The sequence below is a fragment of the Nonomuraea sp. KM90 genome (assembly GCF_052246675.1).
Lineage (GTDB): Bacteria > Actinomycetota > Actinomycetes > Streptosporangiales > Streptosporangiaceae > Nonomuraea.
The window spans coordinates 62480-84931 of sequence record NZ_JBQQCB010000041.1 but is presented as its reverse complement, the minus strand read 5'-3'; the positions used below and the strand labels follow the sequence as shown (position 1 = coordinate 84931).

The following is a 22452-nucleotide window of genomic DNA, read 5'->3' as shown; positions in this document are numbered from 1 at the left end:
CTGACACGACACGCCGTAGCGCGGCAGTCACATTCCGGTACGTCCCGTTACATGGTGATATGCCACAACATCGGGCGCGATCTGGACGCACCTGCACCGATGCCCGGACCTGCTTAAATCGCAAGCTTAGCTGGGGGATGGTTGGGCCGATGTCGAGCCGGCGGTTGGGCGAGTGTCGGCTCTCAAGTTGGTTGGTGCGTGGGCAGGCGTTGGGCAGCGGGTATCGGGTCGAGGTCGGGCGAGTGTGGGGTTGAGGTTGGAGCGGTATCGGTCCGGGGTTGGGCGGGTGCCGGGTCGAGGTTGGAGCGGGTCGTCAGGCCGGGGTTGCATGGGTGTTGGGTCAAGGTTGGGTGGGGCGTTGTGTGGTGGTAGGGGGTTGGCAGGCGGCTTGGCGTGGGGGGCAGGTCAGGTGGGGGTTTCCGCGTGGAGGAGCAGCCGTTTGAGGAGGCTGTCCAGGAGGGCCTGGTCTTCGGGGGGCAGGGCGTTGACGACGGAGGCCTCCGCCTCGGCGCGGATCGTCATCGCGTCCGTCCAAAGGTCGTGACCCTTCGGGGTGAGTTCGATGTCAACCCGGCGCCGGTCTTCCGTGCTGCGCACCCGCCGCACCAGTTCTGACCGCTCCAGCGTGTCCAGCCGGCCCGTCATCCCGGCCGGCGAGAGCAGCAGGTCCGCAGCGAGTTCGGACGGTGTGGCGGATCCGCCGCGCGCCACCAGGCGGTGCAGCGTCTCGAACTCGAAGTCCTGCATCCCCACCTCCGCCAGCGCTGCCTCCTTGGTGTGGGCCACGTGCTTCACCAGGAACTGCAGGCGGGTCACGATCGCCTCCACCCGCTCGTCGAAGGGCGCCTTGCCGCGCCAGCGGGCCAGGTGGCGATCGACGGAGTCGTCCATGGCCGGGATCATATGCCAGCGAGTATTTCGTTGACGAAACATTAGCTGGCGAAATATTGTCTCGAGGCATGACGTACCGGCTTCTGATTGGACGATGCCTGTCGGCTCTGGCCACGGCGCTCATCCCGACGACCCTGACCCTGGCGGTGTTACGGGCCACCGGCGACGGTGGGGCGGTCGGGATCGTGCTGGCGAGTGAGCTGGTTCCGATGCTGCTGCTCCTGCCTGTCGGTGGTGTGCTGGCCGATCGGTTCAGGCCCGAGCGGGTCGTGCTGCTCGCGGACCTGACCCGGTGCGTGTCGCAGGCCGCCATCGCCGTTGAACTGCTCCTGGGGCTGAATCGCCTGCTCGACCTGGCGTTGTTGTCGGCTCTGGCGGGGGTGGCCATCGCGTTCGGGAGCCCGGCCGTTCCGCGGCTGGTGGTGGCGGTGGTGCCCGGTCCGGACAGGTTGCGGATGAACGCGCGCATCGGCGTGGTGACGAGCCTGTCGTCCGTGGCCGCCCCCGCGATCGCCGGTACGATCACCGTCACCGCCGGGCCCGGCTGGGCGGCGGGGGTGACGGCGGTGCTGTTCGCGTGCTCGGCGGTGACCCTTGGAGGGATCCGTACGGCAGGAGCGGCCCGCGCGGAGCGGGCTGCGGGCCATCGCCAGGCGCGAGGGGGTAAGCCTGTCGCGGGTCTGCGAGGGCCTGTCAGGGGGCGGGCGGTTTCGGCGTTCGGGCGGGACCTCGCCGACGGGTGGCGGGAGGTCAGGGTACGGCCCTGGTTCCTGGCCTGTGTGCTCGGGCACGGGGTGTGGCACTTCATGGCCGGGTTGTTCCTGACGCTTGGGCCGGTGACCGCCGTGCAGGGGCTGGGGGGCGAGGCGAGCTGGATGGCGATCGTGCAGAGCGGGACCGTGGGGATGGTTCTGGGGGTGTTCGCCGCTCCCCGGTTGCCGATCCGGCGGCCGCTGGTCGTGGTGCAGGTCGGTGCCGCGTGCTATCTGCTGCCCATGATGGCTCTGGCCGGGCCGTCGCCTGTCGTGGTGCTGGCCGGAGCGTATTTCGTGGCGATGTTCGGGCTGGGGGTGCTCAGCCCGCTGTGGGAGACGGTGGTGGCCGAGGAGATCCCGGAAGGTGCTCTGGGGCGGGTGCGGTCGTTCGATCAGCTCATCTCGTTCGCGGCGCGGCCGCTCGGGCTGGCGGTGGCGGCGCCGCTGGCCGGGGTGACCGGGGTGGCGGCGATGGCGCTGGTGGGTGGGGTGCTGGTCGCGGCCGCCAACCTGGCCGCGATCGCCTGGTCGAGGCCGCCGGCGACGGCCGGACCGCGATCGCCGGTTCCGAGCCTGAGGGATTGACGACGCGCCTTGGGAGTGGGAGACAGGGGGCCGGGTGGACATTGCGGGAGCGGGAGGGGTTGGGGCGCGGGTCGCTGTGTCGTAGGGGTAGGGGTAGGGGTAGGGGTTGGGGTGCGGGTCGCCGTGCCGTAGTGGGGAGGGGTAAGGGCTCGGGGTGCCGTAGTGGGGGAGATGGAGGCGCCGGGCCCGGGTGGGGTGCGGGGGGAGTAGGAATGCGGGCCCAACGAGTGCGGGCGGGTCAGGTGCGGGCGGCCTCGCGTACCACGCCGTCGCTGATCTCCAGCACCCGATCCGCCAGCGTCATCAGGCTCGGGTCGTGCGTCGCCACCAGCGCCGTGACCCCCTCACTCCGTACGAGCGCCCGCAGCAACTCCATGATCTGCCGCCCCGTCTGCGAATCCAGCTGCCCCGTGGGCTCGTCCGCCACCAGCAACCGGGGCCGGTTGGCCAGGGACCGGGCGATGGCCACCCGCTGCCGCTGCCCCCCGGACAGCTCGTACGGCCGCTGGTTGACGTGCTGTTCCAGCCCCACGAGGGCCAGCAGCATCCGTACGCGGGCCTCCCGCTCCTCCACCGGCATCCGCAGCAGCCGCATCGGCACCCCCACGTTCTCCGCCGCCGACAGCACGGGGATCAGCCCGAACGACTGGAACACGAACCCCACCACGTCCCGGCGCAGCGCCAGCAGCTCGTCCTCGGACATGGCCGTGACCTCGTGCCCGTCCACCACGACCCGCCCGGCGTCCGATTTGTCCAGGCCGCCGATCTGGTTGAGCAGGGTCGTCTTCCCCGACCCCGACCGACCCCGGACCGCCACCAGTTCCCCGGGGAACACCGAGAACGACACGTCCCGCAGCGCCACGACCTCCTTGGGCCCGGTCCGGTAGACCTTGCGCAGCCCTTCCACCACGACCAGGGGCGAATCAGTCACTTGAGGGCTCCTCTCGGGCGGGCCACACGCCGATGTGGTCGGATTCGAGCTCGAGGCGCACCCGGCGCTCCATCTCGAGGGCGTTCATGAAGTCGCGGGGCAGCTGCAGCCGCCCCACCCGGTCGAGCACGGCGTACTCCTCGGCGATGATCTGCCCCTCCGCGTCCTCGCGCCGCAGCGTCTCGCTGCTGGTACGCCCGTCGCGGATGCCCACCGTTCGGTCCACCTGCTCCGAGACCAGCGGGTCGTGCGTCACGATGACCACGGTCACCCCCAGCTCCCTGTTGGCCTTGCGCAGCGCGTCGAACACCTGCTCCGACGTCTCGCTGTCCAGCTCGCCGGTCGGCTCGTCGGCCAGGATGAGCTGCGGCGAGTTGGCGAGGGCGACGGCGATGGCCACGCGCTGCTGCTCGCCGCCGGACATCTCGGGAGGCTTGCGGCCGGCGCAGGAGGCGACGCCGAGCAGCTCCAGCAGCTGGTCGGCCCGTTCCCGTCGCTGCCTCGCGGTGCCGGTCCCGGACGAACGACCGCCGCCCGCCAGCTTCATCGGCAGCTCGACGTTCTCCCGGCCCGTCAGGTACGGCAGCAGGTTCCTGGCCGTCTGCTGCCAGACGAAGCCCACCACCGACCGCCGGTACCGCAGCCGGTCGCGCGCGCTCATCGACAGCAGGTCCATGCCCGCCACCCGGGCCACGCCCGCAGTCGGAACGTCCAGCCCGGACAGCACGTTGAGCAGCGTCGACTTGCCCGACCCCGACGCCCCGACGATGGCCACCAGCTCGCCCTCGTCGATCACCAGGTCCAGCCCCTGCAGGGCGACGACCTCGACGCCTTCGGTCTTGTAGATGCGTACGAGGTTGTCGCACACGATGTGCGCGTCACCGCCGAACGCGGCCTTCTTCCGCGTGGCCTTGGCTTCCAGCTCTGACAGGGTCGGGTTCATGTGAGGTCCCCCACTCGAAGGACGGCGCCGAGGCTGCTGCGGCGGCTGATGGCGGTGTGCGCGTACGCACCGAGCACGGCCACGGCGGCCAGCCCGGCCGCCAGCGCGCTCGGCAGGAACAGGTCGAGCGAGTAGTCGCCGACCGGCAGGTCACCGGCGTACGACGACAGGTCCACGCCGGGCCCGAGCGCGGCCGGCAGGCCGAGGCCCAGGCCGAGCCCGACCAGCGCGGTGACGAGGATCATGGGCAGGATCTCCAGCACGGTCAGCCGTTGCGCCTGCCGCTCCGACAGGCCCAGCGTACGCAGGAACGACACCGCCCTGGCCCGCTCGGCGGCCCCGATGACCAGCGACAGCACAACGGCGATCAGCGCGTACGCCGCCAGCGCCCCCGTCACCACGGCCAGCGTCCACCGGACCGTGCTGGTCAGCGGATCGTCCTGGATGGCCCGCAGGGCCGCCTCCTGGGAGGTGACGGTGGCCGACGGGACCAGCCGCTCCAGCGCGGCGAGCGAGGCGTCCCCCTCGATCAGCAGGGTGTTCGGGGCGAGACGGAGTTGCACGCTCGGGGGCACGACCATGAACTTGCCCTTGGCGTAGAAGCCGGGCACCGACTCGATCAGCCCGCGCGTGGCCAGCTTGAGCCGGGACTGCCAGCCGATCTCCAGCGTGCCCCGCCCCCGCAGCTCGGGCGAGACGAGCGCGCCGCCGTCGGACAGCGCGGGCAGGCCGACGGGGGCGTCACCCAGGATCCGGCGCCACTGGGCCACGTCCACGGCGATGGCCTCCGCCCGCTCCGCGCCGTACCCGATTTGCACCCGGCCCGTCTGCGCGAGCACCACCTGCTGCACCCCGGCGAGCCCGCGGATCCGCTCGATCGCGGCGGGCGGGATCTCGACCTCCGAGGTGATCCTGATCGGCGCCCCCACCTGCTGCCAGGACGCCAGCCGCTGCGTGCCCGCGATCCCGTCGGACACGACCGCCGCGAACACCGACACGCCCAGCGCGGGCAGCAGGATCAGCACCGGCAGCACGCTGGCGGAGCGCGCCCTGGCCGCCCTGGTCAGCCCCAGGAACGGCACGGCCGCCCGGCCGCGCGAGGTCAGCCGGACGAGCAGCCGCAGCGGGTACGGGTAGCAGCGCAACGTGATCAGCGCCGCCGCGACCGTCAAGGCGATCGGCACCACCAGCAGGAACGGATCCTGCCCCGCCGAGGTGCTCAGCCCCCGGGCCCGCAGCAGGTACGCCCCCGCCAGCGCGAGCACCACGACCAGCACCTCCAGCGTGACCCGCCGGGCGGAGGGCCGGGCGGCGGCCACGTCGTCGCGCCGCTCGTGCAGCGGCCGGCGGTGGACGAGGGCCGGCCGCACGGCGGCGAACCCGACGGCGACGACCACCACGATCACCGGCCCGGCGTGCACGATCGGCAGCACGGGCCCGGGCACGAGGTACGACAGCGCGTACCCGGCCAGCGCCCCCGGCGCCACGGCCAGCCCGGTCAGCGCCGCCGCCGTGCCCGCCACCTGCCGCAGCGACCCGCCGCGCGCCCGCGTCAGCGACAGCGTGTGGTCCAGCTTGTCGGCCAGGAGCTGCACGGCCAGCACGATCACGCCGAGCGCCACCGCCAGCAGCCCGCCGAGCACCAGGTACATCACGGTCTGGGCGGTGAACAGCTCGGCGAGGAAGTCGTGGAGCAGCTCCGGCAGCCCGGTCTCGACGTGGTACCGGCTGGCGGAGCCCGCGGACTGCAGCGCCACGACCCGGTCGAACTCGGTCACCGCCGCCTGGAGGGCGGGCGCGGCCAGCGCGCCGGCCGCCTTCCCGTCGAGGGGCAGGACCCAGCGATAGGTCAGGTGGCGGCCCTCGCCGCTGAGCTCGGTCAGCCCGGCGTCGGACATCAGCGTGGTGATGTGCTTCACATGGTCCTGGCCGCCGGGTGGCTGCTGCTCGATGACGTGCAGGACGTCGGCGTTGTGAGACCAGTAGCGGTCGCCGGGGTCCTTGGCCCGGAAGACCCCGACGATCTTCACCGCGGCGTAGTCGTTCTCGCCGACGATCGTCGTCTGGCCCAGCCGCAGGTCCATCTCGCCCACGGCCTCCTCGACGATCCCGACCTCGAAGACGGGTATCGTCTCGCCCTCGTGGCGCATCGTGGCGGGCGCGCCGGGCGCCTGTCCCCGGACCCAGTCCACGCGCCGGTCGGCGTCGGAGAGCCAGCCCAGGTTGATGAAGGCCCCGCCGCTGGTGCCGGCGATCGGCGTGAGCGTGGTCTTGGCGCTCATGTGGCCGGTGGCCCGTGTCAGCGGGCGCAGGTCCGGGGGCAGGATCTCGCGCCAGAGGCGCTCGCGGGAGTCGAACTGGCCGCGTTCGCGCAGGTCCTCCTCGCGCGAGCCGGACGCCACGGCCACGGTCAGGTCGGCCTGCATGGCGGGGGCGGCGGTCAGCGAGCGGCGCAGCGCCTCGTCGTACGACGCCTGCGTGGCCCTGGGCAGGCCCGCGACCAGCAGGCAGGCGCTCAACGTCAGCACGAAGAGCACGGCCACCGTGCCCAGGTGCACCCGGGCGAGCAGCCAGGTCCTCACTGTTCCTCCCGAAGGCCGAGCCCTTGCCTGCGCAGGTTGCGTGCCAGCCCGGCGACGATCGCGAACAGCACCCCGGCCACCAGCGCCAGCATCGCGCCGGTGACCGCCCACGGAATGTCCAGCACCACGTCCGGCGTGACGGCGGCGGCCTGGCCGGTCAGCACGATGTGCGGCACCACCAGCACGCCGACGACCACGGCCAGCCCGGTGCCCGCCGCCAGCGACAGCCCGATGACGAACGCCTGCTCCATGGCCAGCATCCCGAACACCTGCCTGGAGCTGACCCCGAGCGCCCGCAGGATCGCGAACTCGGCCATCCGCTCCCGCGCCGCGACGGCCGCGTTGACCAGGAATCCGAGCACCGCGAACACCAGCGCCGCCAGGAACCCCAGCATCAGCGCTCCCTGCAGCCCGCTGGCCAGCGGGTCGTCCCGCAGCGTGGCGGCCAGCTGCTGCTGGTCGAGCGCGGTGACGTCCCATTCGGGGTGGTCCTTGAGTGCCGCGGCGGCGGTCGAGGCGTTCCCTGCCGCCAGCCACCACTCCGTGGCCGGCCTGGGCGGTTGCGCGGCGGCCAACTCGTACGCCTGCATCGTCCCCCAGTCGGCGAGCACGGCCTTCTGGCCGGCCGCGGTGGTCGGCATCGTGTCCACCACCCCGACCACCTTGACCGGGAGCACCCTGCGGTCGATGCTGGCCCGCCCGACCTGCCCGACGCCCAGCTTGAGCGAGGCGGCCAGGTCGGCGGTCAGCACCACGGGCATCGGCCCCGGCTCGGGGCCCCGGACGAAGGGGGCCGCCGTCGAGCGGGTCACGCTCATCGTGAGGGCGGGCACCGCCACGTCCTGGCCGTCGGCGCTCAGACCGGTCACCTCCAGGTTCGCGGTGCCCTCCGGCGCGCCCGCGACCAGGCCGCGCAGCGATAGCGGGTACGTGATCGTGCCGCTCCGCCCGGCCAGCGCGCGCAGGTCCACCTCGACCCGGTTCTCGCCCGGCTTGAGCACGCCGAGCGACACGTCGCGCCAGACACCGAGCGCGTCGGACACCACCAGCCGCAGCGACATCTCCGCGCTCGCCTCGGCGCGCAGGGTCAGCGTGGCCGGCCGTCCCGGCAGGTCCAGCCTGCCCGCCTGGTCGCCTGCCAGCGCTCTGGCCAGCTCCCCGACCGGCTGCGCCGACAGGTCGGGACGCAGGTGGAACAGCTCCCCCAGCTTGGCCGCGTCGAGCGCGAGCAGCAGCGCGCTCTCGCCGCTGACCTCGGTCTGCCCGCGGAATCCGGGGGAGGCGGCGGTGACGCCGGGCAGGGCGGTGAACGCCGTGCCGCGCCCGAGCGCCCCCAGCTCCGGCCCGTCCGGCGGCCCCGACAGCCGCAGGTCGGCGCCGGCCTGGTGGCGGGCCTGGTCGAGCTGGGAGGAACGCCAGGTGGCCGCGGTGGCCAGGGACACGATGCCGATCGCGATCGCCATGGTGAGCAGCAGCGCCGGCCCGGCGTACTTGAGCGGCCGCCGGCTCACCTGCCACGCCCCGAGCGCGGGCGCGAGCGTGGGCCGGCCGGAGGTCAGCCGCTCGGCCAGCCTCGAGATGCGCGGCACCAGCCGCAGCCCCAGCATGCCGCCGGTGAGCAGGGCCAAAGCGGGCCCGGAGATGATGAGCGGGTCGATGCCCAGCCCGCCCGCCGCCGTCGCGGTCACGGGCGCGCCGTAGCGCTGGAGCTGCCAGATGGCCAGCCCGGCCACGACCAGCAGCGCCAGGTCGGCGCCCGCCCGCTCGATCAGCCCCCGGCCGCCGCCGCGCCCACGCGCAGACTGCTCCTCCACGTACGTACGCCGCGCGCCCGCCAGCGCCGGCAGCACCAGCAGCACGGCGGCGGCCAGCGCCACCCCGAACGACACGAGGTAGGTGCCCACGTCCGCCTCGGGCGCCAGCCGCACCCCGGAGGACCTGATCCACGGCAGCAGGTTGACCAGCGCGAGCAGCGGCGGCCCCAGGAACGGCGCCACGATCGCGCACGGGAGCGCCACGAGCAGCGCCTCCCCGCCCGCCAGCGCCGCCAGCCGCACCGTGCCCGCGCCACGGGAGCGCAGCAGCGCCACCTCCATCCGCCGGTGGTCGGCCAGCAGCCGCGCGGTGAGCATCAGCGCGTACGCGGCCAGCAGCAGGAGCTGCAGCACCGGGATCAGCATGGTCGAGCGTGCCACCAGCGAGGCGGTGTCGAGCTGGGTGAGCATCTCGGGCAGGTGGCCGGCGGCCACGCAGCTCGGGCAGCCGCCCGCCTGCAACCGCTCCCCGATCCCGGCGATCGCCCCGGCCAGCGGCCGCAGCTGCTCGGGCGTGAGGGCGCGCAGGTCGGGCACGGCGGTCCAGGTCGCGTTGACGCTGGTCGCGAAGCGCGCGACGAACGTCTCGCGCGCCACCATGAGCGGCCCGTACGTGGTGAACTCGCCGCGCTCGACCCCCCGGCTGAGCAGCTGCTCGCCGGCCCAGCGCTCGCCGAACGGGTCGTTGAGCTGGAAGACGCCGACCACGCGGACCCTGACCGGGCGGGGGTCGAGCCGGCCCCGCGTGGTGAACTCCTGCCCCACCTCGAACCCGGTCGCCGAGGCCGCCGACAGCGAGATCGCCGCCTCGACCGGCTCCTCACCCGGCTCCTCACCCGGCTTCGGCCAGGCGCCGGCGACCAGCCGGGCATGCCGGTCGAGCCCGTCGTAGCTGCCGAACCTGAGCAGTTCGGGCAGCTCGCGGCTCTCCTGGCCGGGCATGGTGTAGGAGTCGGAGCGGAAGCTGGTCGTGACGGCGGGCGGCTCGGTGTAGGCCCGGCCGAGCTCGGCGCGTACGGCCTGGTCGAACTTCGGGAAGGTCTCCGCCGTCACGGGCGCGCTGATGGTAGCCGCGGTCTGCCGGTACGAGGCCGTCTCCATCGTCCTGCGCACACCGGCGTCGGCGATCGAGGAGGCATACATGGTCAGCGCCACCAGCGTGGTGGTGGCCAGCAGGATCGAGCCGAACGCGGCCAGGAGGAGCAGCGGTTCGCTGAACGCCCTCTTGACGACCAACGGCCCCCGCATGTGTCCCCCTTCGCCCGTTTAGTGCACCTTCGAGCACATCTTGGGCGAGGGGCAAGGCGATCTTTGTAACGGTGACGCACCCGATACGGCGGTGTGATATCGAAACCGTGACAAAAGAGCCGCAAAACCCAAAAACGCCGCACCCCCGTGGGAGTGCGGCGTTATCTGTCGCCGGGTTGCTGGGCTCGGCCTACTTGGCGGCCAGCGCCGCGGCCTGCTTGGCGATCGCGGACTTGCGGTTGGCGGCCTGGTTCTTGTGGATGACGCCCTTGCTCACGGCCTTGTCGAGCTGACGGGCGGCAACCCGCTGCAGCGCCACGGCCTGCTCGGCGTTGCCCTGCTCGGCGGCCTCGCGGAACTTCCGGACGGCCGTCTTCAGAGAGGACTTGACCGCCTTGTTGCGCAGGCGAGCCTTCTCGTTCTGCTTGTTGCGCTTGATCTGGGACTTGATGTTCGCCACGAAGAAGCCTCGGTGAAAGTCTGGTGATGGATGGGGCGCGCGGGCTCGAGAGAGGGCGCGCCACACGCAGTTACCCAGGGTACCAATAACTCAGGCGGCTGCTCAAATCAACGCCATAGTGTCATGTACTCGTGCCAATCCTCTTCCGTGGCCGCGAAGTCCACGTAGAGGGCGAGGCCGAAGAGCTCGCGCCGGCTGCCGTGGCCGGTCAGGGCCAGCCGGGCGCCCTCCGCCGCCATCGCCACGCTCTCGGCGTTGTCGAGCCAGGGTACGCCGTGGTCGTGGTAGGCGGGTGCGCCGATGTACAGCGCCTTGGAGGCGGGGACCAGGTCGAGGGCGAGGCTCGCCTGGCGGGCCACGTAGCCGCCGTAGAGGGACTGCGTGGGGGTGTAGGAGTCGTACGTCATGATCGCGACCTGGTCCACGCGGTCCACGACCTGGCCGAAGTAGCCCTCGGACCAGTACTTGTCGTGGCCGAGGAGGGTCCGGGCGGTGAGGCGCATGCCGGCGTACGGCTCGATCTGCGGGACCGAGGTCGACAGGAGCTTCGTGTGCTGCCTGGTCCGGTCGAGGAGGTCGAGGAACTCGGTGTCGCCGTCGCCGATGGGCTCGAAGTTGTAGTGGATGCCGTCGTAGCCCTGCTTCATGATGGCGGCCACGCCGGCCAGGACGTTCTCGCGGGATCTGGGGTCATCCAGGTCGAGGCCGTTCTTGACGGCCTGGCCGAGCCAGGCGGAGACGCGGATGGCGGGGAGCTGCTTACGCATCCATTGGATGAAATTTCCGGCGTTGGGATATTTGGCGGGATCTAAGCGGCCGTCCCACTCAAAAGGGCCCGAATGGACGTACACATCCTTGACGCCCGTGGCGCGGAGGCGTACCGCCAGCTGCTCGACGTCGCGCTCCGTGCGGCGGCCGTCAACCCAGGCGTGGCCCAGCCAGAGGGCGTCGTTACCGGTGCTCTTCGCCCAGGCTGCCGGGGCACCGGTAAACTGGAGGCGGAGCGCCGCGGCGAGGAGGCCGACCAGCGCGACCACGATGACCAAGGCAAGCGCGAGCAGGCGCAGGCCGCGGCGAATGACGGTTCGGGCAATCACCCGGGCATGTCACCATGAAAGACTGCTTGACCTCAACCCTGTCGAAACGGACTTCGGTGCGCACTCAGCCTGGCCAGACCGACCCCGCGTTGATCCGCAACTTCTGCATCATCGCGCACATCGACCATGGCAAGTCGACCCTTGCCGACCGGATGCTGCAGATCACCGGCGTGGTCGACGACCGTTCCATGCGTGCCCAATATCTCGACAGGATGGACATCGAGCGCGAGCGGGGCATCACGATCAAGTCGCAGGCCGTGCGGCTGCCGTGGGACGGCCACGTGCTCAACATGATCGACACTCCCGGGCACGTCGACTTCACCTACGAGGTGTCCCGGTCGCTGCAGGCGTGCGAGGGCGCGATCCTGCTGGTCGACGCGGCCCAGGGCATCGAGGCGCAGACCCTGGCCAACCTCTACCTCGCCATGAACGCCGACCTGCACATCATCCCCGTCCTCAACAAGATCGACCTGCCGGCGGCGCAGCCGGAGAAGTTCGCCGAGGAGCTGGCGGGCCTGATCGGCTGCGACCCCTCCGACGTGCTCAAGGTGTCGGGCAAGACCGGCGAGGGCGTGCGCGAGCTGCTCGACCACGTGGTCGCGACCGTGCCCGCGCCGGTCGGGAACGCCGACAAGGCCGCCCGGGCGCTGATCTTCGACTCCGTCTACGACACCTACCGCGGCGTGGTGACGTACGTCCGGGTCATCGACGGCCACCTGGGCAAGCGCGAGCGCATCCTGATGATGTCCACCAACGCCACCCACGAGACGCTGGAGATCGGCGTCATCTCCCCGGAGCCCAAGCCGGCCGCGCTGGGCCTGGGCGTGGGCGAGGTGGGCTACCTGATCACCGGCGTGAAGGACGTGCGGCAGTCGCGGGTCGGTGACACCGTCACCTCGTCGGTCAAGCCCGCCACGGACATGCTGGCCGGCTACGAGCACCCGAAGCCGATGGTGTTCTCCGGCCTCTATCCGATCGACGGCGACGAATATCCCGAGCTGCGCGAGGCGCTCGACAAGCTCCAGCTCAACGACGCCGCGCTGGTCTACGAGCCGGAGACCTCGGCGGCGCTCGGGTTCGGGTTCCGGGTCGGCTTCCTCGGGCTGCTGCACATGGAGATCGTGCGCGAGCGGCTGGAGCGCGAGTTCGGGCTGTCGCTGATCTCCACGGCCCCCAACGTGGTCTACCGCGTGGTCATGGAGGACGGCAAGGAGCTCACGGTCACCAACCCGTCGGAGTTCCCCACGGGGGGCAAGATCGCGCAGGTCTTCGAGCCGGTCACCAAGTCCACGATCCTGGCGCCGGCCGAGTTCATCGGCGCGATCATGGAGATCTGCCAGGGGCGGCGCGGCCAGCTCCTCGGCATGGACTACCTGTCGGAGGACCGCGTCGAGATCCGCTACACGCTGCCGCTCGGCGAGATCATCTTCGACTTCTTCGACCAGCTCAAGTCGCGCACGCGGGGGTACGCCTCGCTCGACTACGAGCCGGCCGGCGAGCAGGAGGCCGAGCTGGTGAAGGTCGACATCCTGCTGCAGGGCGAGCCGGTCGACGCCTTCAGCGCCATCGTGCACAAGGACAAGGCCTACGGCTACGGCGTCGACATGGCGAAGAAGCTGCGCGAGCTGATCCCGAGGCAGCAGTTCGAGGTGCCGATCCAGGCCGCCATCGGCGCCCGGGTCATCGCCCGCGAGAACATCCGGGCCATCCGCAAGGACGTGCTGGCCAAGTGCTACGGCGGCGACATCTCCCGTAAGCGCAAGCTGCTGGAGAAGCAGAAGGAAGGCAAGAAGCGGATGAAGATGGTCGGCCGGGTCGAGGTGCCGCAGGAGGCCTTCGTCGCCGCGCTGTCCACCGACTCCGGCGCCGTCGACAAGGCCAAGAAGTAGCCGCCGCTACAGGTTGAGGACCGCCGGCGTCCGCGCGAGCGAGCGCCAGCGGCCCTTCGGGTCGTCGACCAGGCGGCGGGCGTCGAGGTCCATCAGGCCGCCGACGCCCGTCAGCTCGGCGGCCAGCTCGCCGTCCGGCCTCCTGAACTCCTGCCGGACCCGATACGTCTTCCCCTCGCCCCACTCGAACGCGCACGTCACCTCCACCTCGTCGCCGCCGCGCAGCTCGCGGTGGTAGCGGATGGTGTTCTCCAGGGTGACGGGGCCGAGGCCGGTGCCGCGCAGGTCGTCGACGTCGATGCCGGCCGCGCGCAGGCACTCCCAGCGGGCGTGGTCGCCGTACTGGTGGTAGACGGCGCTGTTGACGTGGCCCTGCGTGTCGAGCTCGTAGCCGCGTACGGCGATGCGTACCGAGAAGGTCATGTCCGTTCCTCCAGCCAGGTGTGCGATTTGGCGGTGAGGTAGCGCAGGCCGTCGTCGCCGATCTCCACCCACTCGCCGCGGGCCCATCCGCCCGTCGTCTGCGGGGCGAACCCGTGCCGCTGGAACAGCGCCGACGCCTCCTTCTGGGTGAGGCCGCGCCGCCCCCAGTCCTGGATGACCCGCGCCGTCCGCTCGTCCTCGCCCGCCTCCTGCTCGTCGCCCAGCGCGGCGGCCAGCTCTTCCAGCCCGCGCGCGATGAGGCGCAACGAGGACTGAATCTTCGGGACGTCCATCTCATCGCCCATCGATCGGTAGCGATTGCCTTCCGATCGTAGCGACTACCCTGAAAGCATGGAAGTGGTGCAGACGGCGCGAATGGTCCTATCTCGGGTCACGGCCGACGACTTGGACGCGGTGCACGAGATTCATTCCGACCCGCGCACGAGCGTGTACCATCCCAGCGGCCCCGTGACCGACCTGGAGTCGAGCCGCGCCATGCTCGAACTGTGGATCGACGACTGGACCGAGCGGGGGATCGGCTACTGGGCCGCGCGGCCTCTGGGGCAGCCGCGCGTGCTCGGCTTCGGCGGGCTGCGGCGCGCGATCGTGGACGGGGACGAGGTGCTGAACCTGTACTACCGATTCCGGCCCTCGGCATGGGGGCACGGGTACGCGGTGGAGCTGGTCCAGGCCGCCCTCCGGATCGGCAGGGAGCTGGGGACGGTCGTGGCGGTGATCCGGGACATCAACGAGCCGTCGCGGAGGGTGGCCGAGCGGGCCGGGATGCGGAGGGATCGTACGATCCCGTACGGCGGGGTGCCGAGCGACGTGTACGTGGCCTGAGCTCCCGTCACCCTCCCTCGCCTCCCTTACCTCGGCCTGCCCGCCTGCCACAGGTAACCCACCAGCACCACCGCGCTCACCGCTGCCTGCGCCGCCAGGAACGGCCCTGGGGAGGCGGGCTGGGAGGCCAGCGCCATGGCGGTCGGGAGGCATCCGAGCAGGGCCAGGTCCGGCCCGGTGGCCGCCCAGAAGACCGGCCCGGTCGGGATGGAGCCGCCCGGGGTGTCGATGACCGGCATCGAATGGTCGACCGGGGCACGCCTGGCCATCCGCAGGGCACCGGCAGCCAGCGCGGGCGCGGCCAGCGGCCCGAACAACCACCACGCCACGGGAAACCCGGCTGCCGCGTCGTCGGCCAGGGCCGTTCCTGACAGGTCGTGGACGACGGCCGGGATCTGGGCCAGGGCCGCTCCCAAGGACGGGTCGTGGGCCATGGCCAGGCCCGCCAGCGCCATGGCCGCCCACGTCCCGCTGAGCAGCGTCGGCAGCACCGCCCGGGCCGCCAGCGCCGGGCGGTGGCCCACCCCGATGAGCCGGGCCAGGGCCGGGTTGTCCGCGTCCCGGCGCGCCCCGGACGTGCTCGTCGTCGCCACGGCCAGCCCGCCCGCCAGCACGGCCACGCCGAGCACCGCCGGGGAGGCGCCCGCCTGGGCCAGGACCAAGGGCAGCGCGGCGGTCGCGGCGATGGCCGCCAGCCGGCCGGGCCTGCGGCCCAGGCGGCGCCAGTCGTGCCAGGCCAGCGCGAACGGCGCCGGCATCGGCGGCCAGCGCCGGGAGCCCAGCTTCCTGGCCCGCCAGTGGTTGTCCTCGGCGATCCAGGTCAGCGCGCCGGGATCGAGGGACACGGTCGCGCTCGCCACGTGTCCGGCCCGGGTCGAGGCGGTCACGAGGGTACGGGTGGGGATCCGGCCGAGCGAGGCCGACGCCTGCCGTACGAGCAGGCCGGCGGCCACGGCGGCAGCGGCCACGGCGGCGGCCAGGGCCGTCAGGGGCGCGCTCGCGGCGACCGCCAGCACCGTACGCAGCTGCCCGCTGACCGCCACCACGGCCAGCACCAGCAGTGCCGCCGTCGCACCGGTCAGCCAGAGCTGCCACGGCTGGGAGACCTGCCCGAGCACGGCCAGCGCCATCCCGCCCACGCTCGCGGACACGCCGAGGGCCAGCGCGCCCAGGACCCGCCACACCAGGTGGTCGGGCGCGCCCAGCACCGCCAGCATCCCCACCCCGAGCAGCACACCCACCGCCACGGCGACCGTGAACAACATCCGTGCCGGCCGGGCGAGCAGCAGCCGCCGATCCAGCGGGGACATCAGCAGCCAGGAAGCGTCGGGGGCGGGCAGCAGCACGGGCCCCGCCGAGCGGGCGACCGCCAGGAAACCGGCGACGGCCAGCGCCAGCAGCGCCACCCCCGCACCCATGCGGGCGGGATCGACCGTCCCGGCCAGCCCGGCGAACACCCCGGACAGGGGCCGGCCCCCCACGGCCACGAACATGGCCAGGCAGAACGCGGTGACGTAGCGGTCGAGCAGGCCGGCGGGGGCACGTCCCTTGGAACGCAGGTAAGCCCGCACGGCCCTTACGCTGCCGGCCGACTCGCTCATACGGCGGCCTCCCAGGCCGAGACGCGGCGGGGCACGCTCACCGGGCCGGAGATCCCACGGAACGCGTACCGGCTGGTCGCGCGGGCCCTTCCCGGCCCCGAGATCCCACGGAACCGGTCCCGGCCGGTCATGCGGGAACCTCTCGACCACGTGACCCGGCGGAACCGGCCGGGACCGGTCATGCGGGCACCCCGGACGGCGAGACCCGGCGGGCGCGGGTGGCCAGGCCCTCGTCGTGCGTGGCCATGACGACGGTGCCGCCCTCAGCGGCGTACTCGTCGAGCAGGTCGGCCAGGCGGGCGCGGAACCCGGCGTCCAGGCCGCGCTCCGGCTCGTCGAGGAGCAGCAGCGTGCTCGGCCTGAGCAGCGCGGAGGCCAGGGACAGGCGCTGGCGCTGGCCGGTGGACAGGTTCAGCGGCGGCGCGTCGGCCCGCTCCACCAGCGCGAACTCCTCCAGCGCCGCGTCCACCGTCATCCGGGCCCTGGTGTGTACGGCCCCCATCAGCTCCAGGTGCTCGCGCGCGGTGAGCCCCGGATACCAGGCCGGCTCGTCACCCAGCAGCGCGACCCGGCCCCAGAAGCCGGCGTCGTCGGCCGGCGACCGCCCGAACACGCGTACCTCGCCGGAGGTGGCGGGCTGGAGCCCGGCCAGGCAGCGCAGCAGCGTGGACTTGCCGGATCCGTTCGGGCCGACCACGGCCACGACCTCGCCCGGCGACACGGTCAGCTCCATGCCCTTGAGTACGGGATTGCCCCCGAGTTCGACCGTGAGGTCGTCAATGCGAATGATCGAGTCGTACACCGTTCGAGCGTATCCAGCCACAAGCTTGATCGCGTACGCGTCCGCGGCGGCGGGCTCAGGAAGCCGGGCTGCGCAAGGGATTCTGTCGGTGCCACCGTCTACCTTCTGTTCCGAACACCTGTGCGACTGGAGGGTGACGTGATTGCTTCTGAGCGATTCGAGCGTGCCGCGGTGCTGGGGGTGGCTGTGGCCGAGGAGACTCGGCGGCTGCTGAAACTCCACCTGGGGGAGGGTGAGGAGGGCGAGGACGGCACGGTCCTCGTCGACGTGCCCTATCCCGACGCGGTCGTGGTGACGGCGCTGCTCGACGTGGCGGCCGAGTGCTTCGGCGAGCGAGGAGGCTCGATCGAGGAGACCAGGCAGGCGGCGTTGGAGACGTTGTTACAGCTGGCCGGCTTCGACGAGGAGTCCCAGCTCAACCGGGGTTGACCAGGCCGTGCCGGTAGGCGTAGGTGACGGCCTGGGCCCGGTCGCGAAGGTGGGCCTTGGCGAAGAGGTTGTTGATGTGGGTCTTGACAGTGGCTTCGGTGATGTAGAGGCGGGAGGCGATCTCGGCGTTCGACAGGCCCTCGGCGATGAGAGCCAGCACCTCGCTCTCGCGCGGCGTAAGCCCGTCGGGCGCCCCACCACCCCACGCCGCCGCCCCCCGCCCACCACGCCTGCCTGCGACCCCGGACTCCCGCCCATCCGCGACCCCGGACCGACGTCCGTCCGCGCTCGTGGACTCCCGCTCGGCTGCGCTCCCTGATCCGCGCCCGTCCACGACCGTCGACCCCTGCCCGGCCCCGGCTCCGCCCCTGTACCCGCGTCCGCCCACAGCCCCGGACACCCGCCCGGCTGAGGGCCCGGACACCCGCCCGGCTGCAGGCCCGGATCCGCGTCCGGCTGTGGCCCCGGTCTCGCGTCCGGCCGCGGTGTCGGATCCGGCCGCGGTGTCGGATCCGCGTGCGGGCGCAGGCGCGGGGCTGCTCGCTGCCGTTCCGGACCCTGTCTCGATGGCTTCTGGGTCGCTTGCGGCGGGGACTGGCGATCGAGGGGCAGGCGCTTGGGGCGGGGTGGCCTGGGTCGGCGGGGGTGGCGTGGTCGGGGGTGGGGACATCGTGTCGAGGAGGCGGCGTTGCACCGTGGGGTCGAGCTGGGCGTCGCCGCGCATCACCGTGGACACGGCCGAGGCGATGTCGTCGGCCTCCGCGTCCTTGGTGAGGAAGCCCCGCGCGCCCGCCCGTAGCGCGGCGAAGACCGAATCGTCATCCGAATACGTGGTGAGCACGACGACCTGGGTCTCCGGGTACGCGGTGCGGATGCGGCCGGTGGCCTCCACGCCGTCCATGCGGGGCATGCGCAGGTCCATGAGCACCACGTCCGGCCGCTCCGCGCCGACCAGCCGCAGCGCCGCCTCGCCGTCGCCCGCCGACCCGACCACCTCGATCCCCGGCAGCAGGCCGAGCAGCAGCACCAGGCCCTCACGCACCACGGCCTGGTCATCGACCACGACCACCCTGGTCATACGGGCACCTCCTGAGGTTCGAGGGGAGCGGCCATCCGCCGGCTCCCGGGCTCGGCGGTGGGAGATGGCCGGCCGGTGGGTAGCCCGCCAGGCCGGCCGGTGGGCAGTCCATCAGGCCGGCCGGTGAGCAGCCCATTAGGACAGTCGGTGAGCACTCCGCCAGGCGGCTGGCCGGTGGGCAGGCTGCTGGGACAGCCGGTGGGCGGCTCCCCACGGTGGTGGGTGAGCCGTGGGTCGGGGCGGTGGGTGGGTTGTGGAGGCGGGGTCATGCTGGGACTCGCAGGTGGACCTGGAAGCCGCCGTCCCGCTCGCCCGCCGACAGCGTGCCGCCGAGGAGTTCGGCGCGTTCGCGCATGCCCACCAGGCCGTACCCACCGCCCGGTGAGCCCTTCTCGGCGGAGGCAGGGTTGGTGACGCGCAGGTCGCAGCCGGTCGGGTCGAAGTCGAGCTCGACCGTGGCCGGGCTGCCGGGCGCGTGGCGGCGGACGTTCGTGAGGGCCTCCTGGGCGGTGCGGAGCAGGGCGAGCTCCGTTTCCGGCTGGAGGCGCTGCTCGGGACCCGAGATGCGCAGCGTGCACGACTGGTGCGCCGTGTGCTCGAAGTCCTTCGCGAGGGTACGCAGCGCCACGGGCAGCGCGGGCGGGTCCTCGCGCAGCGCCGACACCGCCCGCCTGGCCTCCTCGAGGCCCGACTTGGCCAGGTCGCGGGCGTGGGTGACGCGGTCGAGGGCCTCGGCCGTCCGCTCCGCGCGGAGCAGCAGCTTGGCTCCCTCCAGGTGGACGAGCTGGGCGGAGAGCGAGTGGGCGAGGATGTCGTGGATCTCCCTGGCGATTCTGGCTCGCTCCGCGAGCACGGCCTCCCTCGCCTCGGCGGCCCTGGTGGCCTTGCGCTGCTTCGCCGCGTACGTGATCAGGAAGATCAGGCAGACGCTGAGGACGAGGGTGAGGTCGTTCGCCGGGGAGCCGGAGAGCTCGGCCGCCACGACGAGCCCTACGACGGCCAGCAGCCCGACGGTGAACGACTGGCGCAACGACAGGCGGCTCACCGCCAGGCTCACGCAGACGAGCAGGACGCCGATCGTCACCCCGCTGTGGGTGATCGAGTTGAGGGCGATGGAGAGGAGCACCGCCAGGCCGAGGGCGATCAGTGTGACGAGCTGTGAGGCTCTCCCCGACAGGCGGAACGCCTTCCATGGCGCGGCTCCTCGGTGCGGCTGTGCGGCGTCGGCCGCCGTTGCCCGGCGAGAGGTCTCGTGTGGCGAAGGCGACATGAGATGCGGCGGGCGCGACATGAGGTGCGGCGGGCGCGACATGAGGTGCGGCGAGGGCGACATGACGTGTGGCGGGCGCGGCAGGACATGGGGCGGGCGCGACAGGAGGAGGATCGCGAGCAGCGTGAGGGCGAGTGCCACGGTCAGGAGCGTGACGGCCAGGGCGACGCCGGTGAGGCCGGGTGCGGGGGTCGCCCGCACCTGGACCACGATCAGCAGCACGATCAACCCCAGCCGCAACGCGACGGGGACGACTCTGGACAATCCACGCATCACCTCATGAAAGTATCCGGTTGCCGGTGAGCGCACGTCCCCGGCGGGCGACGAGGTACGCCTGGGTGCCGATGGTCAGGCCGAGGAACACCAGGACACTCCCGGTGGAGACGGTCAGGCCGGCGGCCACCCCGGCGAAGTAGAGGGCGACGCGGGTGGCCATAGAGGCCAGCCAGGCCAGCAGGGTCCAGCCGGTGGCCTTCGACCAGGCGACACCGGAGTCGTCGACCCACATGCGTACGGTCCTCGCGCGCCACACACCGAGCGCCACGGCGGCGACCGCCTCCACGGCGAAGAGAGTGGCGCTGAGGGCGAGGTGCCCGGTGTCGACGAGCCCGCCCGAACCCCCGGAGTCGAGCAGGCCGCCCGAGACGAGGCCGAGGACGATCATGGCGGCGGCGGTGTAGAGGCTGCCCGTCGCGGCGGCGGGGCGGGTGCGCGTCTGGCGGTAGATGACGAACACGACGGCGAGGAGGACGAGGAGGGAGATTTGCACAGTTTCCACAGGCCACGACCGTAGGGAGGCGGCGGTCGTACCGGATCGGTCTGTGGGTTGAGTGCCCCGATCTCCACCCTGGGGTGGAGGCGGGTCGCTGGCGGTGCGGATCCTCGGTTACCGTCCCCCTATGCGCATTCTCTCGGTGAACGTGGGCACGCCGGTCGACGCCGATTGGGCGGGGAACCTGAAGCGTACGGCGATCGACAAGCGGGCGGTCCCGCACCGGGTCCAGGTGCTGGCCGACGGGCTGGTCGGGGACGAGCAGGCGGACAAGCAGCACCACGGCTCGCCCGATCAGGCCGTCTACGCCTACGCCGGTGAGGATTACGACTGGTGGGAGGGCGAGCTGGGCAGGGAGCTGCACCACGGGCAGTTCGGCGAGAACCTGACCACGTCCGGCCTCGACGTCAACGGCGCCCTGGTCGGCGAGCGGTGGCGGGTGGGCGGGGCCGTTCTGGAGGTGACCAAGCCGAGGACGCCGTGCGTGGTGTTCCGCAACTGGATGGACGAGTCCGGCTGGATCAAGCGGTTCACGGCGGCGGCGCGGCCCGGGGCGTACCTGAAGGTGGTCGAGCTCGGCGAGCTGGGGGCGGGGGACGAGGTGGAGATCGTCTCGCGGCCCGATACCGGGGTGAGCGTGGCCGACTGGTTCCGGGCCCGGCACGGTGACAGGGACGCGTTGCGCCGCATCCTGGCGGTTCCCGGACATGACGCCCGGTGGGACGAGATGGCCGAGCGCGTCCTCGCCTGAGAGGAGAGGCCGCGCCCGGCCGGGTCGTCAGCGCAGGACCGAGTAGAGCGCCGAGGTGAGCGAGGCGCGCGCGTCGTCCTGGTCGATCGACCACATCATCGACCCGCCGAGCCCCTTGAGCCGGATGTAGGCCGCCTTCTGCACCAGCATGGCCGGGTCGTCGTAGGACCAGAACTCGTTCCCGTCATAGAGCCACATGGCCCCGGTGCGCAGGTCGCGGTAGCGCTTGCCGGGCTTGCCGACCAGGTCCTTGTAGTCCTCCGTGCCGGGGGCCCACTTGCCGGGGGCCGGGCCGGTGGCGGGCGCGTACAGGCCGTCGCCGCCGCCGGTCACGCCCGTCCAGCCCTGGCCGTACGCGGGCACGCCGACCACGAGCTTGCGGGCGGGCGCGCCGCGCGAGAGGTAGTCGCGTACGGTCTGGTCCACGCTGTACTTCACCGGGTTCGGGTCCCGCCGGTCGGTGAACAGGTTCCCGTTGTGCCCGGTCTGCGGCTCCCACGTACCGTGCAGGTCGTACCCCTGCACGGTCGCGAAGTCGAGCTGCCTGAACACCCTGCGCACCTCGAACCCGGCGTCGATCTTGGCCGCCGCGGCCGGCAGGAACGCCGTGAGCTGCGCCCCGGACGAGAACGCCTTGAGCTGCCCTCGCAGCTCCTCCACGAACAGCGTGAAGTTCCGCTTGTCCTCGGGCCTGATGACGTTGCCCTCGGCCCCGGCCGAGCCCGGCCACTCCCAGTCCAGGTCGATCCCGTCGAACACGCCGGCGCCCGCGCCCGGCTCCAGCCCCGGCAGGTTGCCGCGCAGCCACAGGTCGATGCAGGAGCTGGCCAGCGCGGCCCGGGACTCGGGGGTGAGCACGGCGTCGGAGAAGTACTTCGAGCCGGTCCAGCCACCCAGGGAGATCATCGTCTTGAGCCCGGGGTGCTTGGCCTTGAGCTTGCGGAGCTGGTTGAGGTTGCCGTTGAGGGCCTGGCCGGGCGCGTCCGCGACCCCGTCCACGCTCTGCTCCGCCGGCACCGGCCGCTGCCAGTCGGCCCACGGGTCGGCCGAGTAGCAGCCGCCTTCGGCGTTCACGAAGCCGAACGCGTAGTTCAGGTGCGTGAGCTTGGCCGCGGCGCCCGAGACGTCCACGTCCTTGACGTGGTAGTTCCGGCCGTAGATGCCCCATTGGATGAAGTACGCGACCCGTTTGAACCCGGAGTGGGCCTCGGCGGGCACGGAGATCGCCGTGAGGCCGAGTAAGAGCGACAGTGCGAGCAGGATCTTCTTCTTCACGGAGCGGCTCCCG

General features: G+C 72.2%; 21 protein-coding genes. 6 read left to right on the top strand and 15 right to left on the bottom strand.

The genetic code is table 11. From position 1 onward, the window contains the following. Positions 1-405: 405 nt before the first annotated feature. Positions 406-891 (bottom strand): MarR family winged helix-turn-helix transcriptional regulator, encoded by a 486-nt coding sequence (locus tag ACTWPW_RS32470; RefSeq protein WP_443170841.1) that lies wholly within the window; start codon positions 889-891, stop codon positions 406-408. Positions 892-959: 68 nt separating this feature from the next. Here ACTWPW_RS32470 and ACTWPW_RS32465 point away from each other — a divergent pair, with 68 nt between their 5' ends. Beyond that, positions 960-2231 (top strand): MFS transporter, encoded by a 1272-nt coding sequence (locus tag ACTWPW_RS32465; protein ID WP_443170840.1) that lies wholly within the window; start codon positions 960-962, stop codon positions 2229-2231. Positions 2232-2469: 238 nt separating this feature from the next. Here the strand turns inward: ACTWPW_RS32465 and ACTWPW_RS32460 are convergent, their stop codons facing one another. The 6 genes from ACTWPW_RS32460 to ACTWPW_RS32435 all read right to left on the bottom strand — a co-directional run bounded on the left by ACTWPW_RS32460 (position 2470) and on the right by ACTWPW_RS32435 (position 10976). After that, positions 2470-3162: an ABC transporter ATP-binding protein gene (locus tag ACTWPW_RS32460; RefSeq protein ID WP_375111971.1), complete on the bottom strand. Its 693-nt coding sequence runs from the start codon at positions 3160-3162 to the stop codon at positions 2470-2472. Next, entirely contained in the window at positions 3155-4105 is a 951-nt protein-coding gene (locus ACTWPW_RS32455; RefSeq protein WP_375111970.1) for an ABC transporter ATP-binding protein, read from the bottom strand. Before ACTWPW_RS32455 ends, ACTWPW_RS32460 begins: the two co-directional genes overlap by 8 nt. Beyond that, positions 4102-6687, bottom strand: coding sequence for an FtsX-like permease family protein (locus tag ACTWPW_RS32450; protein WP_443170839.1), 2586 nt, complete (start codon positions 6685-6687; stop codon positions 4102-4104). The genes ACTWPW_RS32455 and ACTWPW_RS32450 overlap by 4 nt, the downstream gene beginning before the upstream one ends. Then, on the bottom strand, positions 6684-9749 hold the full coding sequence (locus ACTWPW_RS32445; RefSeq protein WP_443170838.1) for an FtsX-like permease family protein: 3066 nt from the start codon (positions 9747-9749) through the stop codon (positions 6684-6686). The genes ACTWPW_RS32450 and ACTWPW_RS32445 overlap by 4 nt, the downstream gene beginning before the upstream one ends. A 190-nt stretch (positions 9750-9939) precedes the next feature. After that, positions 9940-10209, bottom strand: a complete 270-nt coding sequence (gene rpsT / locus ACTWPW_RS32440) for a 30S ribosomal protein S20 (RefSeq protein WP_375111967.1) — start codon at positions 10207-10209, stop codon at positions 9940-9942. A 107-nt stretch (positions 10210-10316) separates the two neighbouring features. Continuing rightward, positions 10317-10976, bottom strand: coding sequence for a hypothetical protein (locus ACTWPW_RS32435; RefSeq protein ID WP_443170837.1), 660 nt, complete (start codon positions 10974-10976; stop codon positions 10317-10319). A 72-nt stretch (positions 10977-11048) separates the two neighbouring features. On the opposite strand from ACTWPW_RS32435, the gene ACTWPW_RS32430 reads away from it, so the two are divergent. Together ACTWPW_RS32430 and lepA are read left to right on the top strand one after the other, a co-directional pair. Next, the gene (locus tag ACTWPW_RS32430; RefSeq protein WP_375111964.1) at positions 11049-11324 is read left to right on the top strand and encodes a hypothetical protein; all 276 of its coding nucleotides are present in this window, start codon (positions 11049-11051) and stop codon (positions 11322-11324) included. Between the two features lie 38 nt (positions 11325-11362). Then, complete coding sequence (lepA, locus tag ACTWPW_RS32425) at positions 11363-13195, top strand: translation elongation factor 4 (RefSeq protein ID WP_375111962.1); 1833 nt, start codon at positions 11363-11365, stop codon at positions 13193-13195. 6 nt (positions 13196-13201) lie between these two features. On the opposite strand, the gene ACTWPW_RS32420 is transcribed toward lepA, so the two are convergent. After that, positions 13202-13618: an acyl-CoA thioesterase gene (locus tag ACTWPW_RS32420; protein ID WP_364123411.1), complete on the bottom strand. Its 417-nt coding sequence runs from the start codon at positions 13616-13618 to the stop codon at positions 13202-13204. After that, positions 13615-13923 (bottom strand): hypothetical protein, encoded by a 309-nt coding sequence (locus ACTWPW_RS32415; RefSeq protein ID WP_443170836.1) that lies wholly within the window; start codon positions 13921-13923, stop codon positions 13615-13617. The genes ACTWPW_RS32420 and ACTWPW_RS32415 overlap by 4 nt, the downstream gene beginning before the upstream one ends. Before the next feature lie 46 nt (positions 13924-13969). Between ACTWPW_RS32415 and ACTWPW_RS32410 the strand changes: the two genes are divergently transcribed. Next, the gene (locus ACTWPW_RS32410) at positions 13970-14461 is read left to right on the top strand and encodes a GNAT family N-acetyltransferase (protein WP_375111960.1); all 492 of its coding nucleotides are present in this window, start codon (positions 13970-13972) and stop codon (positions 14459-14461) included. Between the two features lie 26 nt (positions 14462-14487). Here the strand turns inward: ACTWPW_RS32410 and ACTWPW_RS32405 are convergent, their stop codons facing one another. After that, positions 14488-16032 (bottom strand): DUF6297 family protein, encoded by a 1545-nt coding sequence (locus tag ACTWPW_RS32405; protein ID WP_443170835.1) that lies wholly within the window; start codon positions 16030-16032, stop codon positions 14488-14490. Positions 16033-16240: 208 nt separating this feature from the next. Continuing rightward, entirely contained in the window at positions 16241-16864 is a 624-nt protein-coding gene (ccmA, locus tag ACTWPW_RS32400; protein ID WP_443170834.1) for a heme ABC exporter ATP-binding protein CcmA, read from the bottom strand. A gap of 138 nt (positions 16865-17002) precedes the next feature. Between ccmA and ACTWPW_RS32395 the strand changes: the two genes are divergently transcribed. Next, positions 17003-17293, top strand: coding sequence for a hypothetical protein (locus tag ACTWPW_RS32395; RefSeq protein ID WP_375111957.1), 291 nt, complete (start codon positions 17003-17005; stop codon positions 17291-17293). On the opposite strand, the gene ACTWPW_RS32390 is transcribed toward ACTWPW_RS32395, so the two are convergent. The 3 genes from ACTWPW_RS32390 to ACTWPW_RS32380 form a co-directional block, all read right to left on the bottom strand. Beyond that, positions 17280-18371 (bottom strand): response regulator, encoded by a 1092-nt coding sequence (locus tag ACTWPW_RS32390; protein ID WP_443170833.1) that lies wholly within the window; start codon positions 18369-18371, stop codon positions 17280-17282. The two genes, ACTWPW_RS32395 and ACTWPW_RS32390, sit on opposite strands and share 14 nt — an antisense overlap. A gap of 265 nt (positions 18372-18636) precedes the next feature. After that, positions 18637-19905: a sensor histidine kinase gene (locus ACTWPW_RS32385; protein WP_443170832.1), complete on the bottom strand. Its 1269-nt coding sequence runs from the start codon at positions 19903-19905 to the stop codon at positions 18637-18639. A 13-nt stretch (positions 19906-19918) separates the two neighbouring features. Next, entirely contained in the window at positions 19919-20419 is a 501-nt protein-coding gene (locus ACTWPW_RS32380) for a hypothetical protein (protein ID WP_375111954.1), read from the bottom strand. 121 nt (positions 20420-20540) lie between these two features. On the opposite strand from ACTWPW_RS32380, the gene ACTWPW_RS32375 reads away from it, so the two are divergent. Beyond that, on the top strand, positions 20541-21164 hold the full coding sequence (locus tag ACTWPW_RS32375; RefSeq protein WP_443170831.1) for an MOSC domain-containing protein: 624 nt from the start codon (positions 20541-20543) through the stop codon (positions 21162-21164). 27 nt (positions 21165-21191) lie between these two features. Here ACTWPW_RS32375 and ACTWPW_RS32370 read toward each other — a convergent pair whose 3' ends face one another. Beyond that, positions 21192-22439: a glycoside hydrolase family 18 protein gene (locus ACTWPW_RS32370; protein WP_375111952.1), complete on the bottom strand. Its 1248-nt coding sequence runs from the start codon at positions 22437-22439 to the stop codon at positions 21192-21194. Between the last annotated feature and the right edge of the window lie 13 nt (positions 22440-22452).